Origin of the sequence: Mesorhizobium sp. B2-3-4, from assembly GCF_006442315.1 — a bacterium.
Lineage (GTDB): Bacteria > Pseudomonadota > Alphaproteobacteria > Rhizobiales > Rhizobiaceae > Mesorhizobium.
The window spans coordinates 21,531-36,185 of sequence record NZ_VFVY01000014.1 but is presented as its reverse complement, the minus strand read 5'-3'; the positions used below and the strand labels follow the sequence as shown (position 1 = coordinate 36,185).

Genomic DNA, 14,655 nt, shown 5'->3' with positions numbered 1-14,655 from the left:
ATGCCCTTGACAGGGCAGGGGTGGGCACCTCATTTCGGCGCTGACGAACCGGCAGGATTCAATGCTTCACACGACCGCCAAGCCTCCTCTAACGATCCGGCTCTGCCAGCCGCGCGGCTTCTGTGCCGGTGTCGACCGTGCCATCCAGATCGTCGTGCTGGCCCTGAAGAAATATGGCGCCCCGGTCTATGTCCGCCACGAGATCGTGCACAATCGCTATGTCGTCGAAGGCCTGCAAAGCCTTGGCGCCGTGTTCATCGAGGAACTCTCCGAAATCCCGGCCGAGCACCGACAGTCCCCGGTCGTCTTCTCGGCGCACGGCGTGCCGAAATCCGTGCCGGCGGACGCGCAGGCGCGCAACCTGTTCTATCTCGACGCAACCTGCCCGCTGGTCTCCAAGGTCCACAAGCAGGCGATGCGCCATCAGCGGCTTGGCCGCCATGTGCTGCTGATCGGCCATGCCGGCCACCCCGAGGTGATCGGCACCATGGGCCAATTGCCGGAAGGCGCGGTGACGCTGGTCGAGACCGAGGCCGATGCCGCCCGGCTCGAGCCCGCCGATCCCAAGGCACTCGGTTTCGTCACCCAGACCACGCTCTCGGTCGAGGATACCGCCGGCATTATCCGTGCCCTGCAGGAGCGCTTTCCGGATCTGCAGGCGCCGGCGGCGGAATCGATCTGCTACGCCACCACCAACCGCCAGGAAGCGGTCAAGGACACCGCCCCCGGTGCCGACCTCTATCTGATCGTCGGCGCGCCCAATTCCTCCAATTCGCGCCGTCTTGTCGAAGTCGCGGAACGGGCCGGCGCGACAATGTCGCTTCTCGTGCAGCGTGCCGCGGAAATTCCGTGGAATGACATCGGCAACATTTCGACGCTTGGCCTGTCAGCGGGAGCATCGGCGCCGGAGATCATCGTCGACGAGATCATCGACGCGTTTCGACAGCGTTTCGACGTGACCATCGACCTGGCCATCACTGCCACCGAAACAGAGGATTTTCCGGTCATGCGGGTATTGCGCGATGTCGAACTGACGCCGGCCGACATGGCCTTCGTCAACGGGGCCGCGTAAGCCACATGGCCGTCTACACCGACGTTGCGGAAGGCGAACTCGGCGCTTTCCTGAAGCACTATCCGGTCGGCGATCTCCTGTCCTACAAGGGTATCGCCGAGGGTACCGAGAACTCGAACTTCCTGCTCCACACCTCGACCGGATCCTACATCCTGACGCTCTATGAAAAGCGCGTCGAGAAGGCGGATCTGCCGTTCTTCCTCGGGCTGATGGGTCATCTCGCCAACAAGGGGGTGTCCTGTCCGCTGCCGGTGACCGCGTATGACGGCAGCGTCATCGGCACGCTCGCCGGCCGCCCGGCGGTCATTATCACCTTTCTCGAAGGGCTTTCGCTGCGGCGGCCGACGGCAACGCATTGCGCCGAGGTCGGCAAGGCACTGGCCGCGCTGCACCTGGCCGGCGCCGATTTCTCCATGGTCCGCGCCAACGCACTCGCCATCGACGGTTGGCGCAAGCTTTGGGACGCGTCCCGCGCCCGCGCCGATGAGGTTGAGCTTGGTCTTGCCGCCGAGGTCGATGCCGACTTCGCCGATTTCGAGCGGAACTGGCCGAGGGACCTTCCCGAGGGCATCATCCATGCCGATCTTTTCCCGGACAATGTCTTCTTCCTCGGCGACAAGCTCTCCGGCCTGATCGATTTCTATTTTGCCTGCGACGACCTCTATGCCTACGATGTCGCCACTTGCCTCAACGCCTGGTGCTTCGAGAAGGACTTTTCCTTCAACCTCACCAAGGGCAAGGCGTTGCTTGCCGGTTATCAGAGCGTGCGCTCCTTGAGCGCCGCAGAGAAGGCGGCGCTGCCGATGCTGGCGCGCGGCTCGGCGCTGCGCTTCATGCTGACCCGGCTTTACGACTGGCTGACCGTTCCCGATGGCGGTCTGGTGATGAAACGAGACCCGACCGAATACATCAGAAGGATGCGCTTCCATCGGGCGATCAAATCTCCTTCGGAATATGGATTGGCCGAAAACGGGGTGTCATGAGCAAGCAGGTTGAAATCTTTACCGACGGAGCCTGTTCGGGCAATCCCGGCCCCGGCGGCTGGGGCGCGATCCTGCGCTTCAACGGCGCCACCAAGGAGCTTTCCGGTGGCGAGGCCGAAACGACCAACAACCGCATGGAACTGCTCGCCGCCATTTCGGCGCTCAATGCGCTCAAGGAGCCTTGCACCGTCGAGCTTCACACCGACAGCAAATATGTCATGGACGGTATTTCCAAATGGATCCATGGCTGGAAGAAGAATGGCTGGAAGACATCAGACAAGAAGCCGGTCAAGAACGGCGAACTGTGGCAGGCGCTCGACGAGGCCAACCGGCGCCACAAGGTCACCTGGAACTGGGTCAAGGGCCATGCCGGCCATGCCGAGAACGAGCGCGCCGACGAACTGGCCAGGGAAGGCATGGCGCCGTTCAAGAAAGGTTCTTTCAAGGCAGCGGCAACACCCAGACCGGATGTCCAGGCAAAGCAGCCGCCGGCCACGAAGGCACGTCGTTCGACGCAGAGCTATTGAGCTTCCGGTCGTAACGACCCACGACCGGACGAGGCGCCTCTGTCATGCCGCTTGCCTACTACGTCACCCATCCTCAGGTTCAGATCGATGCCGCCATTCCGGTGCCGGATTGGGGCCTGTCCGAAGTCGGCCGGGCGAGGGCGCACGCAATGCTGAACCAGCCGTGGATCGCATCGATCGGGCGTGTGGTGTCGTCAGGCGAGCGCAAGGCGATTGAAACCGCCGAAGTGCTCGCGCGGCATCTCGGCCTTGAGGTGCAGGTAAGGGAGCGGATGCATGAGAACGACCGCTCGGCGACCGGCTTCTTGCCGCCTGCGGAGTTCGAGGTGGTGGCCGATCGGTTCTTCGCCAATCCGCATGAAAGCATTCGCGGCCGGGAGCGGGCCATCGACGCGCAGCAGCGCATCGCCGGCGAGATCCAGGCCGTGCTCGATGAAGGCAGCGCTGGAGACATCGCCTTTGTCGGGCATGGCGGTGTCGGCACGCTCCTGCTGCTCTGGCTGAGCGGCGCTGGCATCAGCCGCGAAAGCGACCAGCCGGCGGGCGGCGGCAATTATTTTGCGTTCGACATCGCTGCGCGCCGCGTCCTGCACGGCTGGCAGCCGATCGACAGGCTGCCTTGACAGGGTCCCTCATGCGAGAGGCTGTCGAAGCGGGCGAGTATGCCAACCGCAAACGAGATTGTGCGGGAAGCGGTGCGTGACTGGCTGGCTAAGCGCGAACTGCGGCGTGACGATATCCGCCGGCTAAGACAGGCGTGGGATGAACGTAAGGCGAGCGGCAGGCCGGAGCTGGTGGATTTCGACGCGTTGCGAAAGGAAGCCCGGCGAAAGCTGACGGAAGCCTCGTCGCATGGCCGTTAGGCTGGTCCGGTCACCGGCGGCAAAGGCCGACCTCATCGATATTTATGTGACCATAGGCAGCGAAAACATACGGGCGGCCGATCGCCATTATGATCAGTTGGAAGCGCGAGCCATGCAGCTTGCAGACCAGCCGCGCATGGGTGTCAGGTGATCGGATATCAGGCCATCCGCACGAATGCTCGTGGAGGCGCCATTTGTCTTGCCATACGAAACGGTTCCAGACACGGAAGATGGTCTAGTCGAGTGGGTTGAAATCGTCCGTGTGGTGGACGGGCGGCGAGATTTGAGCCACCTGTTCTAGCTATTTAGCGGATCAGCAGCGCCGTGCCGTAGAGGCCGAGCGCGAACACCGTGTGCGAGACCAGGTTGAGCGCGCGGATCAGCATAGGGTTCGGCCGCTTCGAGGCCGCCCAGCCGGCGCCCATGCCCGGCGCCAGCAAGAACCAGCCGGCGCCGACGGTGACCATGCCGAGGATGAAGGCGGGCAGGAATGTCGGTGCTGCCAGCCAGCCCGCGCCCGCCAGCATCACCAGGATGATGCCGTAGGCGATGCCGACGAAATAATGGAAGGCCCAGCCAAGGGCATGCTCATGCGTGTAAGGCGCGGCTTTGCCGATATCGTCGTGGAACACCTTGTCCCTGAGATGCCAGACCCAGCGGCCGACCGGACCCCAGTTCGGCCGGGGCTGGCCGAACGCCTTGTGCAGGAAGAATGCCCAGATATCCATCAGGACTGTGGCGCCGACGCCAATCGCGATGGCGCGCCAAAAGATGTCAAACATTGCGGAATCCCCCGAAAGCCGGCAGTTCTGCAGCCAGGCGAGGCCAGCCATTGCGGCCTCGCCCGAGCGGCCCTCGCGGATCAGAGCTGGCCCAGAATATGCGCCGCGCCGGACTCGTCGACGCCGGGTTTGGTCTCGACATTGAGCGCGGTGACCTTGCCGTCGTCGACAATCATCGAAAACCGCTTCGAGCGCAGCCCCATCCCGCCACCGGAATAGTCGGCGTCGAGGCCCACCGCCTTGGCGAAATCGCCATTGCCGTCGGCGAGGAACAGGATCTTGCCTTCGCCGCCAGTGAAGCGCGCCCAGGCGCCCATGACGTGGACGTCGTTGACCGAGACCACGGCGATCGTGTCGACGCCGCGCGCCAGGATCGCGTCACGGTTTTCGAGATAGCCGGGCAGGTGGTTGTTGCTGCAGGTTGGCGTGAAGGCGCCGGGAACGCCGAACAGCACCACTTTCTTGCCCGGGAAAATCTCGGCCGACGCGATCGGCTTGGCGCCGTCGTCGGTCATGGTCTTGAAGGTCGCTTCGGGCAGCTTGTCGCCGACGGAGATGATCATGAATTCCTCGCTTGGGATGGGGAAGGACGCGTGCTTGCGTAGCGAACTCGGCGGCTTCCTGCAACCATCACGGCGCCATCAAGGGAAGGGCAGCAGCCCTTCGACCGCGCCGGCCGAACTCGTCAGCGTGTAGTGGAGCCCGCCATCCGTCGGCGTCGTCGAAGGGCGATCGAGGATTGGCACGGTGAAGATCAACTTGCCGCCCTTTTCCACCCGCGACGGGGTACCGAACATATAGTCGCGCTCGCCGGCGACGAAGAAATCCGCTGCTTCCGGATCGCCGGGAAAACTTGCCTCGACAACCAGCGTCTCGTGATCGCCCGGTAGCACGTTGATGCCGAAATCAGGCTTGGCCGGCGCCGGCAATGCGGTGAAACCTGCCTTCACCAGTGCCGCGTCATCGGCATTGTCGGGATCGGAAGCGGGATCGACGCTCAGCCGTGTCTGCACCGGGATGCAGATGGTCTCGCAAATGCCAAGAAAGATGTTGGCATCGATGACGGCCGGCTGGTTCGGTGTCGCCAGCGTGAACGTCACCGGCAGCGAAACGGGATAGTTGTAGCCGGCCCATTTGCCATAGCCATCGTCATGGCGCTGGGGGGCGGGAAACGACAATGTCGCATCGGCGATGTTGGTGCTGGCCGAAATGTCGAGTTGTGGGGGAACACCCGCGTCGCCGGGGTCGCGCCAATAGGTCTTCCAGCCGGGTTTGAGTGCGATATCGAGAACGCCCTGGATACGGCCGGCATCGTCGGGCTTGCCTGATGTCACCAGCCGCACCTTGCCGCCTTCGCTGCTGTACCAGGCCGATGAGGAGGCGGTGGCGGGGAGGGCGGCCGCCAGGCCGATGGCGGCACCGAGCAACAGGATTTTCAAGCTTTGCATGGGCGTGATTTGATCGTCCGTTCGTGGCCGCGCAATGATTTCATGGTCGTGCTGATATCATATTTGCGTGACCTTCGCGGCTAAGCCAAGGCCGGCCTCGCAATATGGGCTTTGGTCGAATCCGGTGCCGCACATCTTTTCGGCGCCGGGGAAACACGTTACCCTTCCCGGCATGGATTTGTTGCGCCACAAGAAGACAGCCGCCGGCAGCGGCTTTCTCGACGATCAGTTCCTGATTGCCATGCCCGGCATGAAGGACGACCGTTTCACGCGCTCGGTCATCTACATCTGCGCCCACAGCGATGAAGGCGCGATGGGGCTGATCATCAACCAAACGCAGCAGATGCTGTTCCCGGACCTTCTGGTGCAGCTCGGCATCATGAACGAGCAGGAGGCGATCCGCCTGCCGGCACAGGCACGCGATTTCGTCGTGCGCAATGGCGGGCCCGTCGACCGCAGCCGGGGTTTCGTCCTGCATTCGGGCGACTATCGCGTGGAATCCTCGCTCACCGTTTCCGACGACATCTGCCTGACGGCGACCGTCGACATATTGCGCGCGATATCGTCGGGACGCGGCCCTCGCCACGCGCTGATGGCGCTCGGCTATTCCGGTTGGGGCGCCGGTCAGCTGGAAACCGAGATCGCCGAGAATGGCTGGCTGACTTGCCCGGCGACGCCGGAATTGCTTTTCGATGCCGACATAGAGCGCAAATACGACCGGATTCTCGCCTCGATCGGCATCGACCTCGCGCATTTGAGCCTGGCCGCCGGACACGCCTAATCCCTGGCGGCGACGCAAGCGCTGCTTAGACAGGCGAAATCCGATGTCCGGCGTGGTTATACGCTATGCCGGTTCATAGCGGTAAGCTCCGCCCTCACGCATCACGCGGCCGACGCCCGGCCAGCCAAGGTGGGCTCCGGCGACCCACGTTCCAGCCTCGGCGGCGTCGCGGAAAACCTCCTGCCGTGTTGCACGCGCGATCGTTTGATCGTCGTCGTAACCCCAGCTCAACGCAGGATCGCCAAACTGCAGGGCTGGCACATGAACCACGTCCCCGAAAAACAGGAAGCGATCCTCTTTCGTGTCGAACGCGTAGCCGGTGTGACCGGGAGCATGACCCGGCAGGGCAACCGCTGTCAGCCGCTCAGCGACCTGTTCGCCATTCCGCACGGGCTTCAACAAGGGTTGGAACCGCGCAAGGCCTGTTTCGGCGGCAAAGCTCTCGACAGCCTCCTCGGCAATGACGATCGCCTGCAAATTCGGAAAGAGCACCCAGTCGCGCCGGGCCAGAAGCCCGTACACATGATCCTGGTGGGCATGGGTGAGCGCCAGGGTTATGATCGAGGCAGGATCGATGCCGGCTTCGGCCAATGTCTGCTCGAGGCGTCCTGTCGTGGAAGCCCAGTTTCCTCCCCCGCTGTCGATCAGGATACCGTCAACGCCGGGACCCGCAAGCGCAAAGCAATTGACGGAAAGGCGCAGCGCTCCCGCCTGCGCGACCTGCGGCACCGGCTTGTTGCGCGGATCCCGCAGCAGGTCCGCCGGCATCTCGATATAGCCGTCCGAGAGCGACCAGACCCTCCAGGCGCCCGTGGTGAAGCCGAGGAAATTGTCGCTGCGCGATGTTATGATCATGGGTACCTCAAACTGCCGTTGCGGATCAAACCTAGGACAGCGTCATCCATGAGGATAGACCCATTGCATGGCAAGGCTTCATGAGTGATATTCATGAATGATGAGAAGCGAGCTGAACGAACTCGCTGCGTTCGCGATGGTCGCCCGGGAACGAAGCTTTACACGGGCGGCGGCAAAACTGGGCGTGTCCCAGTCCGCGCTGAGCCACACGATCCGCGGGCTTGAGCAGCGGCTCGAGCTGCGGCTTCTGGCTCGAACGACGAAGAGCGTCGCGCCGACCGCTGCCGGGGCCGCTCTCCTGAAGGACCTGTCTCCGGCGCTTGAGCAGATCGCCGCGGCCCTTGACGGGGCGCGAAGCCTCGGCCGCGGCCCCGCGGGCCGCCTTCGAATTGTGATGTCACGCTCGGCCGCCGTCATGGTGTTGCTGCCACGGCTGGCGGCATTCGCCGAAGCCTACCCCGACATCGTTCTCGACATTGTCACCGTGACAGGCCCTGTCGACCTCGTTGCCGGCGAGTTCGATGCCGGTATCCAGCTCGGCGAGTACATTCAGAAGGACATGATCGCGGTGCGCCTCACGCCGGAATTGCGGCTGGCTGTCGTGGGATCGCCCGGTTATTTCTGGTCACGAAGCATTCCGCAAAAGCCGACGGATCTCAATGATCATCGATGCATAGCGCTGCGCCTTCCCGGCGGTCCATCCCGATGGGAATTCGAGCATGGCGGAAAGCCGGTCACGGTCAGCGTCAGCGGCCCGCTCATCATCGACGATACTCATCTGGTGATTGAGGCGGCGGTCGCTGGTGTTGGTCTCGGCCTTGCCTATGAGGAGCAAGTCGCCGAGCATATCGCGGAGGGACGGCTTGTCCGTGTCCTGGAGGATTGGACGCCGCCAATCCCCGGTTTCTTCCTGTACTATCCCAGCCGTCAGCTTCAGCCGGCGGCGTTGTCCGCATTGGTGAACGCGCTGTGGCACCCGCAACGATAGTCGGTGCGCGACGAACCGGATGTCGAAGGTCTCTAGGCCTGCGTCAGCGGATACTGTTCTTTCAGCGTCTTCAGCACCTGATCGCCCGGCATCGGCGCGCCGAACATGAAGCTCTGCACATACTCGCACCCCATCTGGCGCAGCTCCAGCGCGTCGCGCTCGTCCGATATGCCCTCGGCGACCACCGACAGGCCGAGCTCATGCGCCATGTTGACCATGGATTTGAGCAACACCGCGCGCTTGGGCGTGTTGTCGTCGACGAAGCTCTTGTCGATCTTGATCGTGTCGAACGGAAAACGCGTGAGATAGGCGAGCGAGGAGTAGCCGGTGCCGAAATCGTCCAGCGACAGCCCGATGCCGAGCTGCTTCAGCTTGGTCAGCACATGGGCCGTCTGCTCGGGGTTGTCCATGACCAGGGACTCGGTGAGTTCGAGCCGGAAACAACGCGGTTTCAGATTGGCGCGCGCGATGACGGAGCGGACGTCGCTGACCAGGTCGCGGCGGATGAGCTGGCGGCTGGACAGGTTGACCGAGACCGATAGCGGCGCGTCGCCGATCTGCTTTTGCCACCCGGCGAGATCCTCCGCCGCCTGCTGCATGGCAAACAGGCCAAGCTGCACGATCAGTCCGCAGCTTTCGGCGACAGGGATGAAATCGGCCGGCGGGATCATGCCGCGGCGCGGATGGTCCCAGCGCAACAGGGCCTCGAAGCCGGCGACGCTGCCATCCTCCAGCCGCACGATCGGCTGGTAGGCCAGCGTGAATTCGCGTCGCTCGATGGCGCGCCGCAGATCGGATTCGAACTGCAGCCGGTCGGTGCCGACGGTGCGGAAGGCCGGGCGGAACGGCTCGATGCGATCGCCGCCGAAGCGCTTGGCCTGGTGCATGGCGAGCTCGGCGTCCTTGACCATGTCCTCGGCCGAGGTCTGGGCCGAGGTCCAGGTGATCAGGCCGATCGAGGCGGTCAGCACGATCTCGCGCTTGGCGAAGGTGATCGGGTTGTTGATCGCATGCTTGATGGCGTCGGCCACGCCGGCGATGCGGGCGGGGTCCTGCTCGGACAGCAGCATCAGAGCGAACTGGTCGCCGGCAAAGCGTGACAGCGAATCCTTCGGCTTCAGCAGACGATGCAGGCGCCGCGCTATGGTGAGCAGGATGGTGTCGCCGGCCGAGATGCCGAGCCCGTCATTGACCTGCTTGAAGCGGTCGATGTCGATGACGAAGACGGTCGGGCGCACCTTCTCCTCGGTGCGGGCGATAGAGATGATCGCCTCCAGCCGGTTCATGAACAATTCGCGGTTCGGCAGGCCCGTCAGATTGTCGTGCACGGCGTCGTGCAGCAGCCTTTCCTCGGATTTCTTCTGTTCGGTGACGTCGACCATGGTGCCGACGCAGCGTATGACCTCGCCGTCCGATCCGATCACCGGCCGGGCGCGCAGGGCAAACCAGTGATAGTGCCCGTCGGCGCCGCGCAGGCGGAAATTCTGCGCCACCTTGCCGCGGCGATGCTCCAGCACCACGTCGAGCGTCGTGCGGAACGTGTCGCGGTCATCGGCATGCAGTACCGGCAGCCAGTTGCGCGCCGCACCTCCCAGGCTGTTGGGGGCAAGGCCGAGCTGCAGGCTGACATCGGGCTTGGTGACGACGCGGTCGCGCAACACGTCCCAGTCCCACACCGTATCGCCCGATCCTGCCACCGCCAGCGCCTGCCGCTCAAGGTCGGAGAACAGCCCCTGATGCAAGGCGCCGCCGGCAAAGGCGTGCTGCATGACGGTGAAGCCGATCAGCAGGATGATCAGGATCAGGCCGCCGCCGAGCGCCGGCTGGGCGATATCGTTGTCGAGCATGCCGGTGATCGCCATCCACGATCCGCACAGCCACAACAGCACCATGACCCAACTGGGCACCAGCATGATCGCGCGATCATAGCCACGAATACCGAGGAAGATGATGAGGCCGAGCCCGGTCAACGCGGTGGCGGCGAACGAGATGCGGGCGATACCGGCGGCGACGGCGGGGTCGACGATGGCGACGCCGGCGATCAGCAACAGGCCCAGAATCCAGACCAGCGCGCCATAGCTGAAATGGCCGTGCCACCGGTTGAGGTTGAGATAGGCGAACAGGAACACCACGAAGGTCGCCGCCAGCGCCACCTCCGTTCCGGCTCGCCACATCTGCTCATTGCCGGGCGAGATCTCGATGACCTTGTTGAGGAAGCCGAAATCGACGCAGATATAGGCAAGCACTGCCCAGGCGAGTGCGGCTGTCGCCGGGAACATCGAGGTCCCCTTGACGACGAACAGGATGGTCAGGAACAGCGCCAGAAGGCCGGCGATGCCGATGACGATGCCGCGGAACAGCGTGTAGGAATTGACGGAGTCCTTGTAGGATTCCGGGTCCCAGAGATAGACCTGCGGCAGCTTCGGCGAGGCGAGTTCGGCGATGAAGGTGATCACCGTGCCGGGGTTCAGCGTCACCCGGAACACGTCGGCGTCGGGGCTGGTCTGGCGGTCGAGCGCGAAGCCTTCGCTGGGCGTGATGGCGGCGATGCGCGTCGAGCCGAGATCCGGCCAGAAGATGCCGGAATTGACCAGGCGGAAATGCGGCGCGACGATCAGCCGGTCGAGCTGCTGGTCGGTGGTGTTGGCGAGCGCGAACACCGCCCAGTCGCCGGTCGAGCGGGCATCGTTGGCCTCGACCTCGATGCGCCGCACGATGCCGTCCGGCCCGGGCGCGGTCGACACCTGGAAGTTTTCACCCTGGTTGCGATAGATTTCGACGGCGCGCGACAGGTCGAGCGCGACATCGTCGCGGGCAATCTTGATCGGTTCGACGGCAAACGCCGATGAAGCGGCGCACAGCACCAGCATTGTCGCGAGGACAAAGGCGAACAACGGCCCGTTTCGCAGGAAATTCGTCAAAAATCAGTCCTTCGTTCCAACGCCCGGGGGATCGTCGGCGATCCGGGCGTAGAGGTAATGGTCCTGCCAGATGCCGTTGATCCTGAGATAGGATCTTAAGAGTCCTTCGCGCCGGAATCCGGCTTTTTCAAGCACGCGGATCGACCTGATATTGTCGGGAATACAGGCCGCTTCGATCCGGTGCAACCTCAGCGTATCGAAGGCAAAACGGGCCACCACCTTGACCGCGTCGGTCATCAGGCCGCGGCCGCCGAAGCGTTCGCCGATCCAGTAGCCGACATGGCCGCTTTGCGAGACGCCGTGGCGTATGTTGCCGAGCGTGATGCCGCCCGCCAGCTTGCCGCTCGACTTCTCGAAGATGAAGAAGGCGATCGCGGTTCCCTGTGCATAGTCCTCGCGGTAGCGGCTGATGCGCAGGCGCCATGCCGTGCGGTCGAGCTCGTCTGGGGTCCAGCGCGGCTCCCACGGCTCCAGGAAGGCACGGCTTTCACCGCGCAGCGTCGACCACTCGCGATAGTCGTTGGTGAACGGCACGCGCAGCGTGACGAGGTTGCCCTTCAGTGCCGGCAAGTCACGGCGAAAGAAAGGGAGCGCGAACACGGCGCTTGGGACTTAGACGGCGAGCCTGCGGGCCGTGGTCTGCGTGCCCGGAAGCGAATCCAGGATCGCCTCATATGGTGCCAGCGTACCCACGGGCCCGACAGCGGTAAGCGTCGGCTTGGTCGAGAACATCCGCGACGACAGGTCGGTCAGCCGATCGACCGTCAGCGCCGACAGGCGCTCCATCAATTCCTCCTTGGCGATCGGGCGCCCGAAAAGGAGCAGTTGCCGCGCGATCTGCGAGGCGCGGCTGGCCGGGCTCTCGGCGGACATGATCAGCCCGGCGCGATACTGTGCGCGTGCACGGTCGAGTTCTTCCTGCAGGATGCTCTCGCCGGCCTTCTGCAACTCGTTGATGATGACAGGCACCAGCTTTGCGATGTCGCTCTGCCCCGTCGCGGCATGGACGCCGAATATGCCCGTGTCGGAAAAGCCCCAGTGAAAGGCATAGACGGAGTAGCAGAGGCCGCGTTTCTCGCGGACTTCCTGGAACAGGCGCGATGACATGCCGCCGCCGAGGATCATCGACAGCACCTGCGAGGCGTAGAAGTCGCGCACATGGTAGGCGCGTCCCTCGAAGCCGAGCACGATCTGCGCGTCCATCAGGTCGCGATCCTCGCGGAAATCGCCGCCGACATACTGCGCGTATTGCGGAATGGTGCTGTCGGCCTTGCTGCGGAAACCGCCGAGCCGGCTTTCGACTTCCCGCACGAACTTGTCATGCTTGATGTCACCGGCCGCCACGATCACCATCCGCTCGGCGCCGTACTGGCGCTCTATGAAATCGTGCAACTGCTTGGAGGTGAAGGATTTTACGGTTTCTGGCGTGCCCAGGATCGAGCGGCCAATGGTCTGATGGCGAAAGGCGGTTTCGGTGAAACGGTCGAAGACGATGTCGTCGGGCGTGTCGTGCGCGGCGCCGATCTCCTGCAGGATGACGTGCTGCTCGCGCTCGAGTTCCTGCGGGTCGAATTCGGACTCCTGCAGGATGTCGGACAGGATGTCGACGGCCAGCGGCACATCGTCGGAGAGCACCCTTGCGTAGTAGGATGTGGTTTCGACACTGGTGGCGGCGTTGATTTCGCCGCCGACATCCTCGATTTCCGAGGCTATCTCGAAAGCGCTTCGCCGCTTCGTGCCCTTGAACGCCATGTGCTCGAGCAGATGGGCCATGCCATGCTCTTCGTCACGTTCATTGCGGGCGCCGGACTTGACCCAGGCACCAAGGGCAACCGATTCGATACTTGGAAGGGTTTCGGTGGCGACTGTCAGGCCGTTCGACAGACGGCTTACCTCAACACCCATATGGCTCGTACTCCCTAACGCGCCGCCCGCGCGCGGCGACTGACGTAATCTTCCACCATTTTCAGGTCGGATGGAAGTACCGTGTATTTTTCCTCAAATGTCATCAATCCACCTAGCCATGCGGGCAGGGCGGGCGAGACGCCGCTGGCGGCTTCGACGGCGGCGGGGAATTTTGCCGGATGCGCGGTGCCCAGCACCACCATCGGCACGGCGGCGTCCGCCTTGTCCGCCGCCACATGCACGGCCGCTGCCGTGTGCGGATCGAGCAGGTAGTTGCTGGCCGCGAGCGTCGAGCGGATGGTGTCGGCGACCTCGTCCATGGTGGCGCGGCCGGCATCGAATTCGGCCCGCATTCCGGCAATTTCCCGGGGTTCTATGGCGAAAGCGCCCGACTGTTTCAGGCCGGCCATGTAGCGCCGCACGGTCGCGGCGTCACGGTTGGATGCCTCGAACAGCAGGCGTTCGAAATTCGACGACACCTGGATGTCCATCGACGGCGAGGTGGTCGCAAACACGCCCTTGGTCCGGTATTCGCCGGTCGCGAAGGTGCGGGCGAGGATGTCGTTGTCGTTGGTGGCGATGACCAGCCGCTCGATCGGCAGGCCCATCCTCTTTGCGGCGTAGCCGGCGAAGATATCGCCGAAATTGCCCGTTGGAACGGTGAACGACACTGGCCTGTCCGGCGCCCCGAGCGACAGCGCCGAGGAGAAATAATAGACGATCTGGGCCATGATGCGCGCCCAGTTGATCGAATTGACCCCCGACAGCGAAACCCGGTCGCGGAAGCCGTGATCGTTGAACATGTCCTTCAGCAGGCCCTGGCAGTCGTCAAAATTGCCCTCGATGGCCAGCGCGTGGACATTGTCGGCCGTCGACGTCGTCATCTGCCGCTGCTGTACCGGCGAGACGCGGCCGTGCGGGAAAAGGATGAAGATGTCGGTGCGGCTGCGTCCGGCGAACGCGTCTATGGCGGCGCCCCCCGTATCGCCCGAGGTGGCGCCCACGATAGTGGCATGCTGGCCGCGTTCGGCAAGCACATGGTCCATCAGCCGGGCAAGCAACTGCATCGCCACGTCCTTGAACGCCAGCGTCGGCCCGTGGAAGAGTTCGAGGACAAAGGTGTTGGCGCCGGTCTGCACCAGCGGGCAGACAGCCTCATGGCGGAAAGTGGCATAGGCTTCGCGGACCAGTCGCTCGAAAACCGGCGCGGCGATCTCGCCGCCGAGGAACGGCGTCAGCACGCGTATGGCAAGGTCGGGATAGGCAAGGCCGCGCATGGCGCGGATGTCGGCCGCCGAGAAATGCGGCCACTCGCGCGGCACATAAAGCCCGCCATCGCGCGCCAGGCCGGCCAGGACGGCATCGGAAAATCCAAGCGCGGGCGCTTCGCCGCGAGTACTCACATAGTGCATGTCGTAGATCCGTTCGCCGCTTGGTTTTCCGTTCACCACAAGGTGGTTAATTTCTGTGCCGGCTCCAGTCGCATTTTTGCCGCGCCGTTGATATACGTCACCAGCTTTGCGAGAGGGA

The 14,655-nt window shown here is 63.7% G+C and carries 14 protein-coding genes and 2 pseudogenes; 8 read left to right on the top strand and 8 right to left on the bottom strand.

Features of this window, described 5'->3' with window-relative positions; translation table 11 throughout:
* Window positions 1-61 precede the first annotated feature (61 nt).
* From ispH to FJ967_RS20345, 6 genes and pseudogenes are all read left to right on the top strand, one after another.
* Window positions 62-1,072, top strand: coding sequence for a 4-hydroxy-3-methylbut-2-enyl diphosphate reductase (gene ispH / locus FJ967_RS20370; RefSeq protein WP_140733621.1), 1,011 nt, complete (start codon window positions 62-64; stop codon window positions 1,070-1,072).
* Between the two features lie 5 nt (window positions 1,073-1,077).
* A complete protein-coding gene (locus tag FJ967_RS20365) occupies window positions 1,078-2,055 on the top strand; it encodes a homoserine kinase (protein WP_140733620.1) in 978 nt (325 codons plus the stop codon).
* On the top strand, window positions 2,052-2,582 hold the full coding sequence (rnhA, locus tag FJ967_RS20360) for a ribonuclease HI (protein ID WP_140733619.1): 531 nt from the start codon (window positions 2,052-2,054) through the stop codon (window positions 2,580-2,582). Before FJ967_RS20365 ends, rnhA begins: the two co-directional genes overlap by 4 nt.
* A 44-nt stretch (window positions 2,583-2,626) precedes the next feature.
* The gene (locus tag FJ967_RS20355; RefSeq protein ID WP_140733618.1) at window positions 2,627-3,205 is read left to right on the top strand and encodes a histidine phosphatase family protein; all 579 of its coding nucleotides are present in this window, start codon (window positions 2,627-2,629) and stop codon (window positions 3,203-3,205) included.
* A gap of 11 nt (window positions 3,206-3,216) precedes the next feature.
* Window positions 3,217-3,445, top strand: a pseudogene (locus FJ967_RS20350) (type II toxin-antitoxin system ParD family antitoxin).
* Window positions 3,435-3,746: pseudogene (locus FJ967_RS20345) on the top strand (type II toxin-antitoxin system RelE/ParE family toxin). Before FJ967_RS20350 ends, FJ967_RS20345 begins: the two co-directional pseudogenes overlap by 11 nt.
* Before the next feature lie 4 nt (window positions 3,747-3,750).
* Here the strand turns inward: FJ967_RS20345 and FJ967_RS20340 are convergent.
* The 3 genes from FJ967_RS20340 to FJ967_RS20330 form a co-directional block, all read right to left on the bottom strand.
* Window positions 3,751-4,227, bottom strand: a complete 477-nt coding sequence (locus tag FJ967_RS20340; RefSeq protein ID WP_140733617.1) for a DUF2938 domain-containing protein — start codon at window positions 4,225-4,227, stop codon at window positions 3,751-3,753.
* Window positions 4,228-4,307: 80 nt separating this feature from the next.
* Complete coding sequence (locus FJ967_RS20335; RefSeq protein ID WP_140733616.1) at window positions 4,308-4,790, bottom strand: peroxiredoxin; 483 nt, start codon at window positions 4,788-4,790, stop codon at window positions 4,308-4,310.
* 78 nt (window positions 4,791-4,868) lie between these two features.
* Window positions 4,869-5,675 carry a protein-disulfide reductase DsbD domain-containing protein gene (locus FJ967_RS20330; protein WP_140733615.1) on the bottom strand — a complete coding sequence of 269 codons (807 nt, stop codon included), beginning with the start codon at window positions 5,673-5,675 and terminating at the stop codon, window positions 4,869-4,871.
* 172 nt (window positions 5,676-5,847) lie between these two features.
* Here FJ967_RS20330 and FJ967_RS20325 point away from each other — a divergent pair, with 172 nt between their 5' ends.
* Complete coding sequence (locus FJ967_RS20325; RefSeq protein WP_140733614.1) at window positions 5,848-6,456, top strand: YqgE/AlgH family protein; 609 nt, start codon at window positions 5,848-5,850, stop codon at window positions 6,454-6,456.
* Window positions 6,457-6,519: 63 nt separating this feature from the next.
* Here FJ967_RS20325 and FJ967_RS20320 read toward each other — a convergent pair whose 3' ends face one another.
* Window positions 6,520-7,311: an MBL fold metallo-hydrolase gene (locus FJ967_RS20320; RefSeq protein WP_140733613.1), complete on the bottom strand. Its 792-nt coding sequence runs from the start codon at window positions 7,309-7,311 to the stop codon at window positions 6,520-6,522.
* A 97-nt stretch (window positions 7,312-7,408) separates the two neighbouring features.
* Between FJ967_RS20320 and FJ967_RS20315 the strand changes: the two genes are divergently transcribed.
* On the top strand, window positions 7,409-8,299 hold the full coding sequence (locus FJ967_RS20315) for a LysR family transcriptional regulator (RefSeq protein WP_140733612.1): 891 nt from the start codon (window positions 7,409-7,411) through the stop codon (window positions 8,297-8,299).
* Window positions 8,300-8,331: 32 nt separating this feature from the next.
* Here the strand turns inward: FJ967_RS20315 and FJ967_RS20310 are convergent, their stop codons facing one another.
* From FJ967_RS20310 to thrC, 4 genes are read right to left on the bottom strand one after another with little or no spacing between them, the layout of a single operon-like run.
* The gene (locus FJ967_RS20310; RefSeq protein ID WP_246675330.1) at window positions 8,332-11,169 is read right to left on the bottom strand and encodes an EAL domain-containing protein; all 2,838 of its coding nucleotides are present in this window, start codon (window positions 11,167-11,169) and stop codon (window positions 8,332-8,334) included.
* 54 nt (window positions 11,170-11,223) lie between these two features.
* Window positions 11,224-11,820 carry a GNAT family protein gene (locus tag FJ967_RS20305; RefSeq protein WP_140733610.1) on the bottom strand — a complete coding sequence of 199 codons (597 nt, stop codon included), beginning with the start codon at window positions 11,818-11,820 and terminating at the stop codon, window positions 11,224-11,226.
* A gap of 12 nt (window positions 11,821-11,832) precedes the next feature.
* A complete protein-coding gene (locus tag FJ967_RS20300; RefSeq protein WP_140733609.1) occupies window positions 11,833-13,125 on the bottom strand; it encodes a pitrilysin family protein in 1,293 nt (430 codons plus the stop codon).
* 14 nt (window positions 13,126-13,139) lie between these two features.
* Window positions 13,140-14,537, bottom strand: coding sequence for a threonine synthase (thrC, locus tag FJ967_RS20295; RefSeq protein ID WP_140733608.1), 1,398 nt, complete (start codon window positions 14,535-14,537; stop codon window positions 13,140-13,142).
* Window positions 14,538-14,655 lie beyond the last annotated feature (118 nt).

Bases quoted from the DNA above. Each gene is read 5' to 3' on its own strand.
- ispH (WP_140733621.1), top strand. From the start codon at position 62: ATGCTTCACACGACCGCCAAGCCTCCTCTAACGATCCGGCTCTGCCAG.
- FJ967_RS20365 (WP_140733620.1), top strand. From the start codon at position 1,078: ATGGCCGTCTACACCGACGTTGCGGAAGGCGAACTCGGCGCTTTCCTG.
- rnhA (WP_140733619.1), top strand. From the start codon at position 2,052: ATGAGCAAGCAGGTTGAAATCTTTACCGACGGAGCCTGTTCGGGCAAT.
- FJ967_RS20355 (WP_140733618.1), top strand. From the start codon at position 2,627: ATGCCGCTTGCCTACTACGTCACCCATCCTCAGGTTCAGATCGATGCC.
- FJ967_RS20340 (WP_140733617.1), bottom strand. From the start codon at position 4,227: ATGTTTGACATCTTTTGGCGCGCCATCGCGATTGGCGTCGGCGCCACA.
- FJ967_RS20335 (WP_140733616.1), bottom strand. From the start codon at position 4,790: ATGATCATCTCCGTCGGCGACAAGCTGCCCGAAGCGACCTTCAAGACC.
- FJ967_RS20330 (WP_140733615.1), bottom strand. From the start codon at position 5,675: ATGCAAAGCTTGAAAATCCTGTTGCTCGGTGCCGCCATCGGCCTGGCG.
- FJ967_RS20325 (WP_140733614.1), top strand. From the start codon at position 5,848: ATGGATTTGTTGCGCCACAAGAAGACAGCCGCCGGCAGCGGCTTTCTC.
- FJ967_RS20320 (WP_140733613.1), bottom strand. From the start codon at position 7,311: ATGATCATAACATCGCGCAGCGACAATTTCCTCGGCTTCACCACGGGC.
- FJ967_RS20315 (WP_140733612.1), top strand. From the start codon at position 7,409: ATGATGAGAAGCGAGCTGAACGAACTCGCTGCGTTCGCGATGGTCGCC.
- FJ967_RS20310 (WP_246675330.1), bottom strand. From the start codon at position 11,169: ATGCTGGTGCTGTGCGCCGCTTCATCGGCGTTTGCCGTCGAACCGATC.
- FJ967_RS20300 (WP_140733609.1), bottom strand. From the start codon at position 13,125: ATGGGTGTTGAGGTAAGCCGTCTGTCGAACGGCCTGACAGTCGCCACC.
- thrC (WP_140733608.1), bottom strand. From the start codon at position 14,537: ATGCACTATGTGAGTACTCGCGGCGAAGCGCCCGCGCTTGGATTTTCC.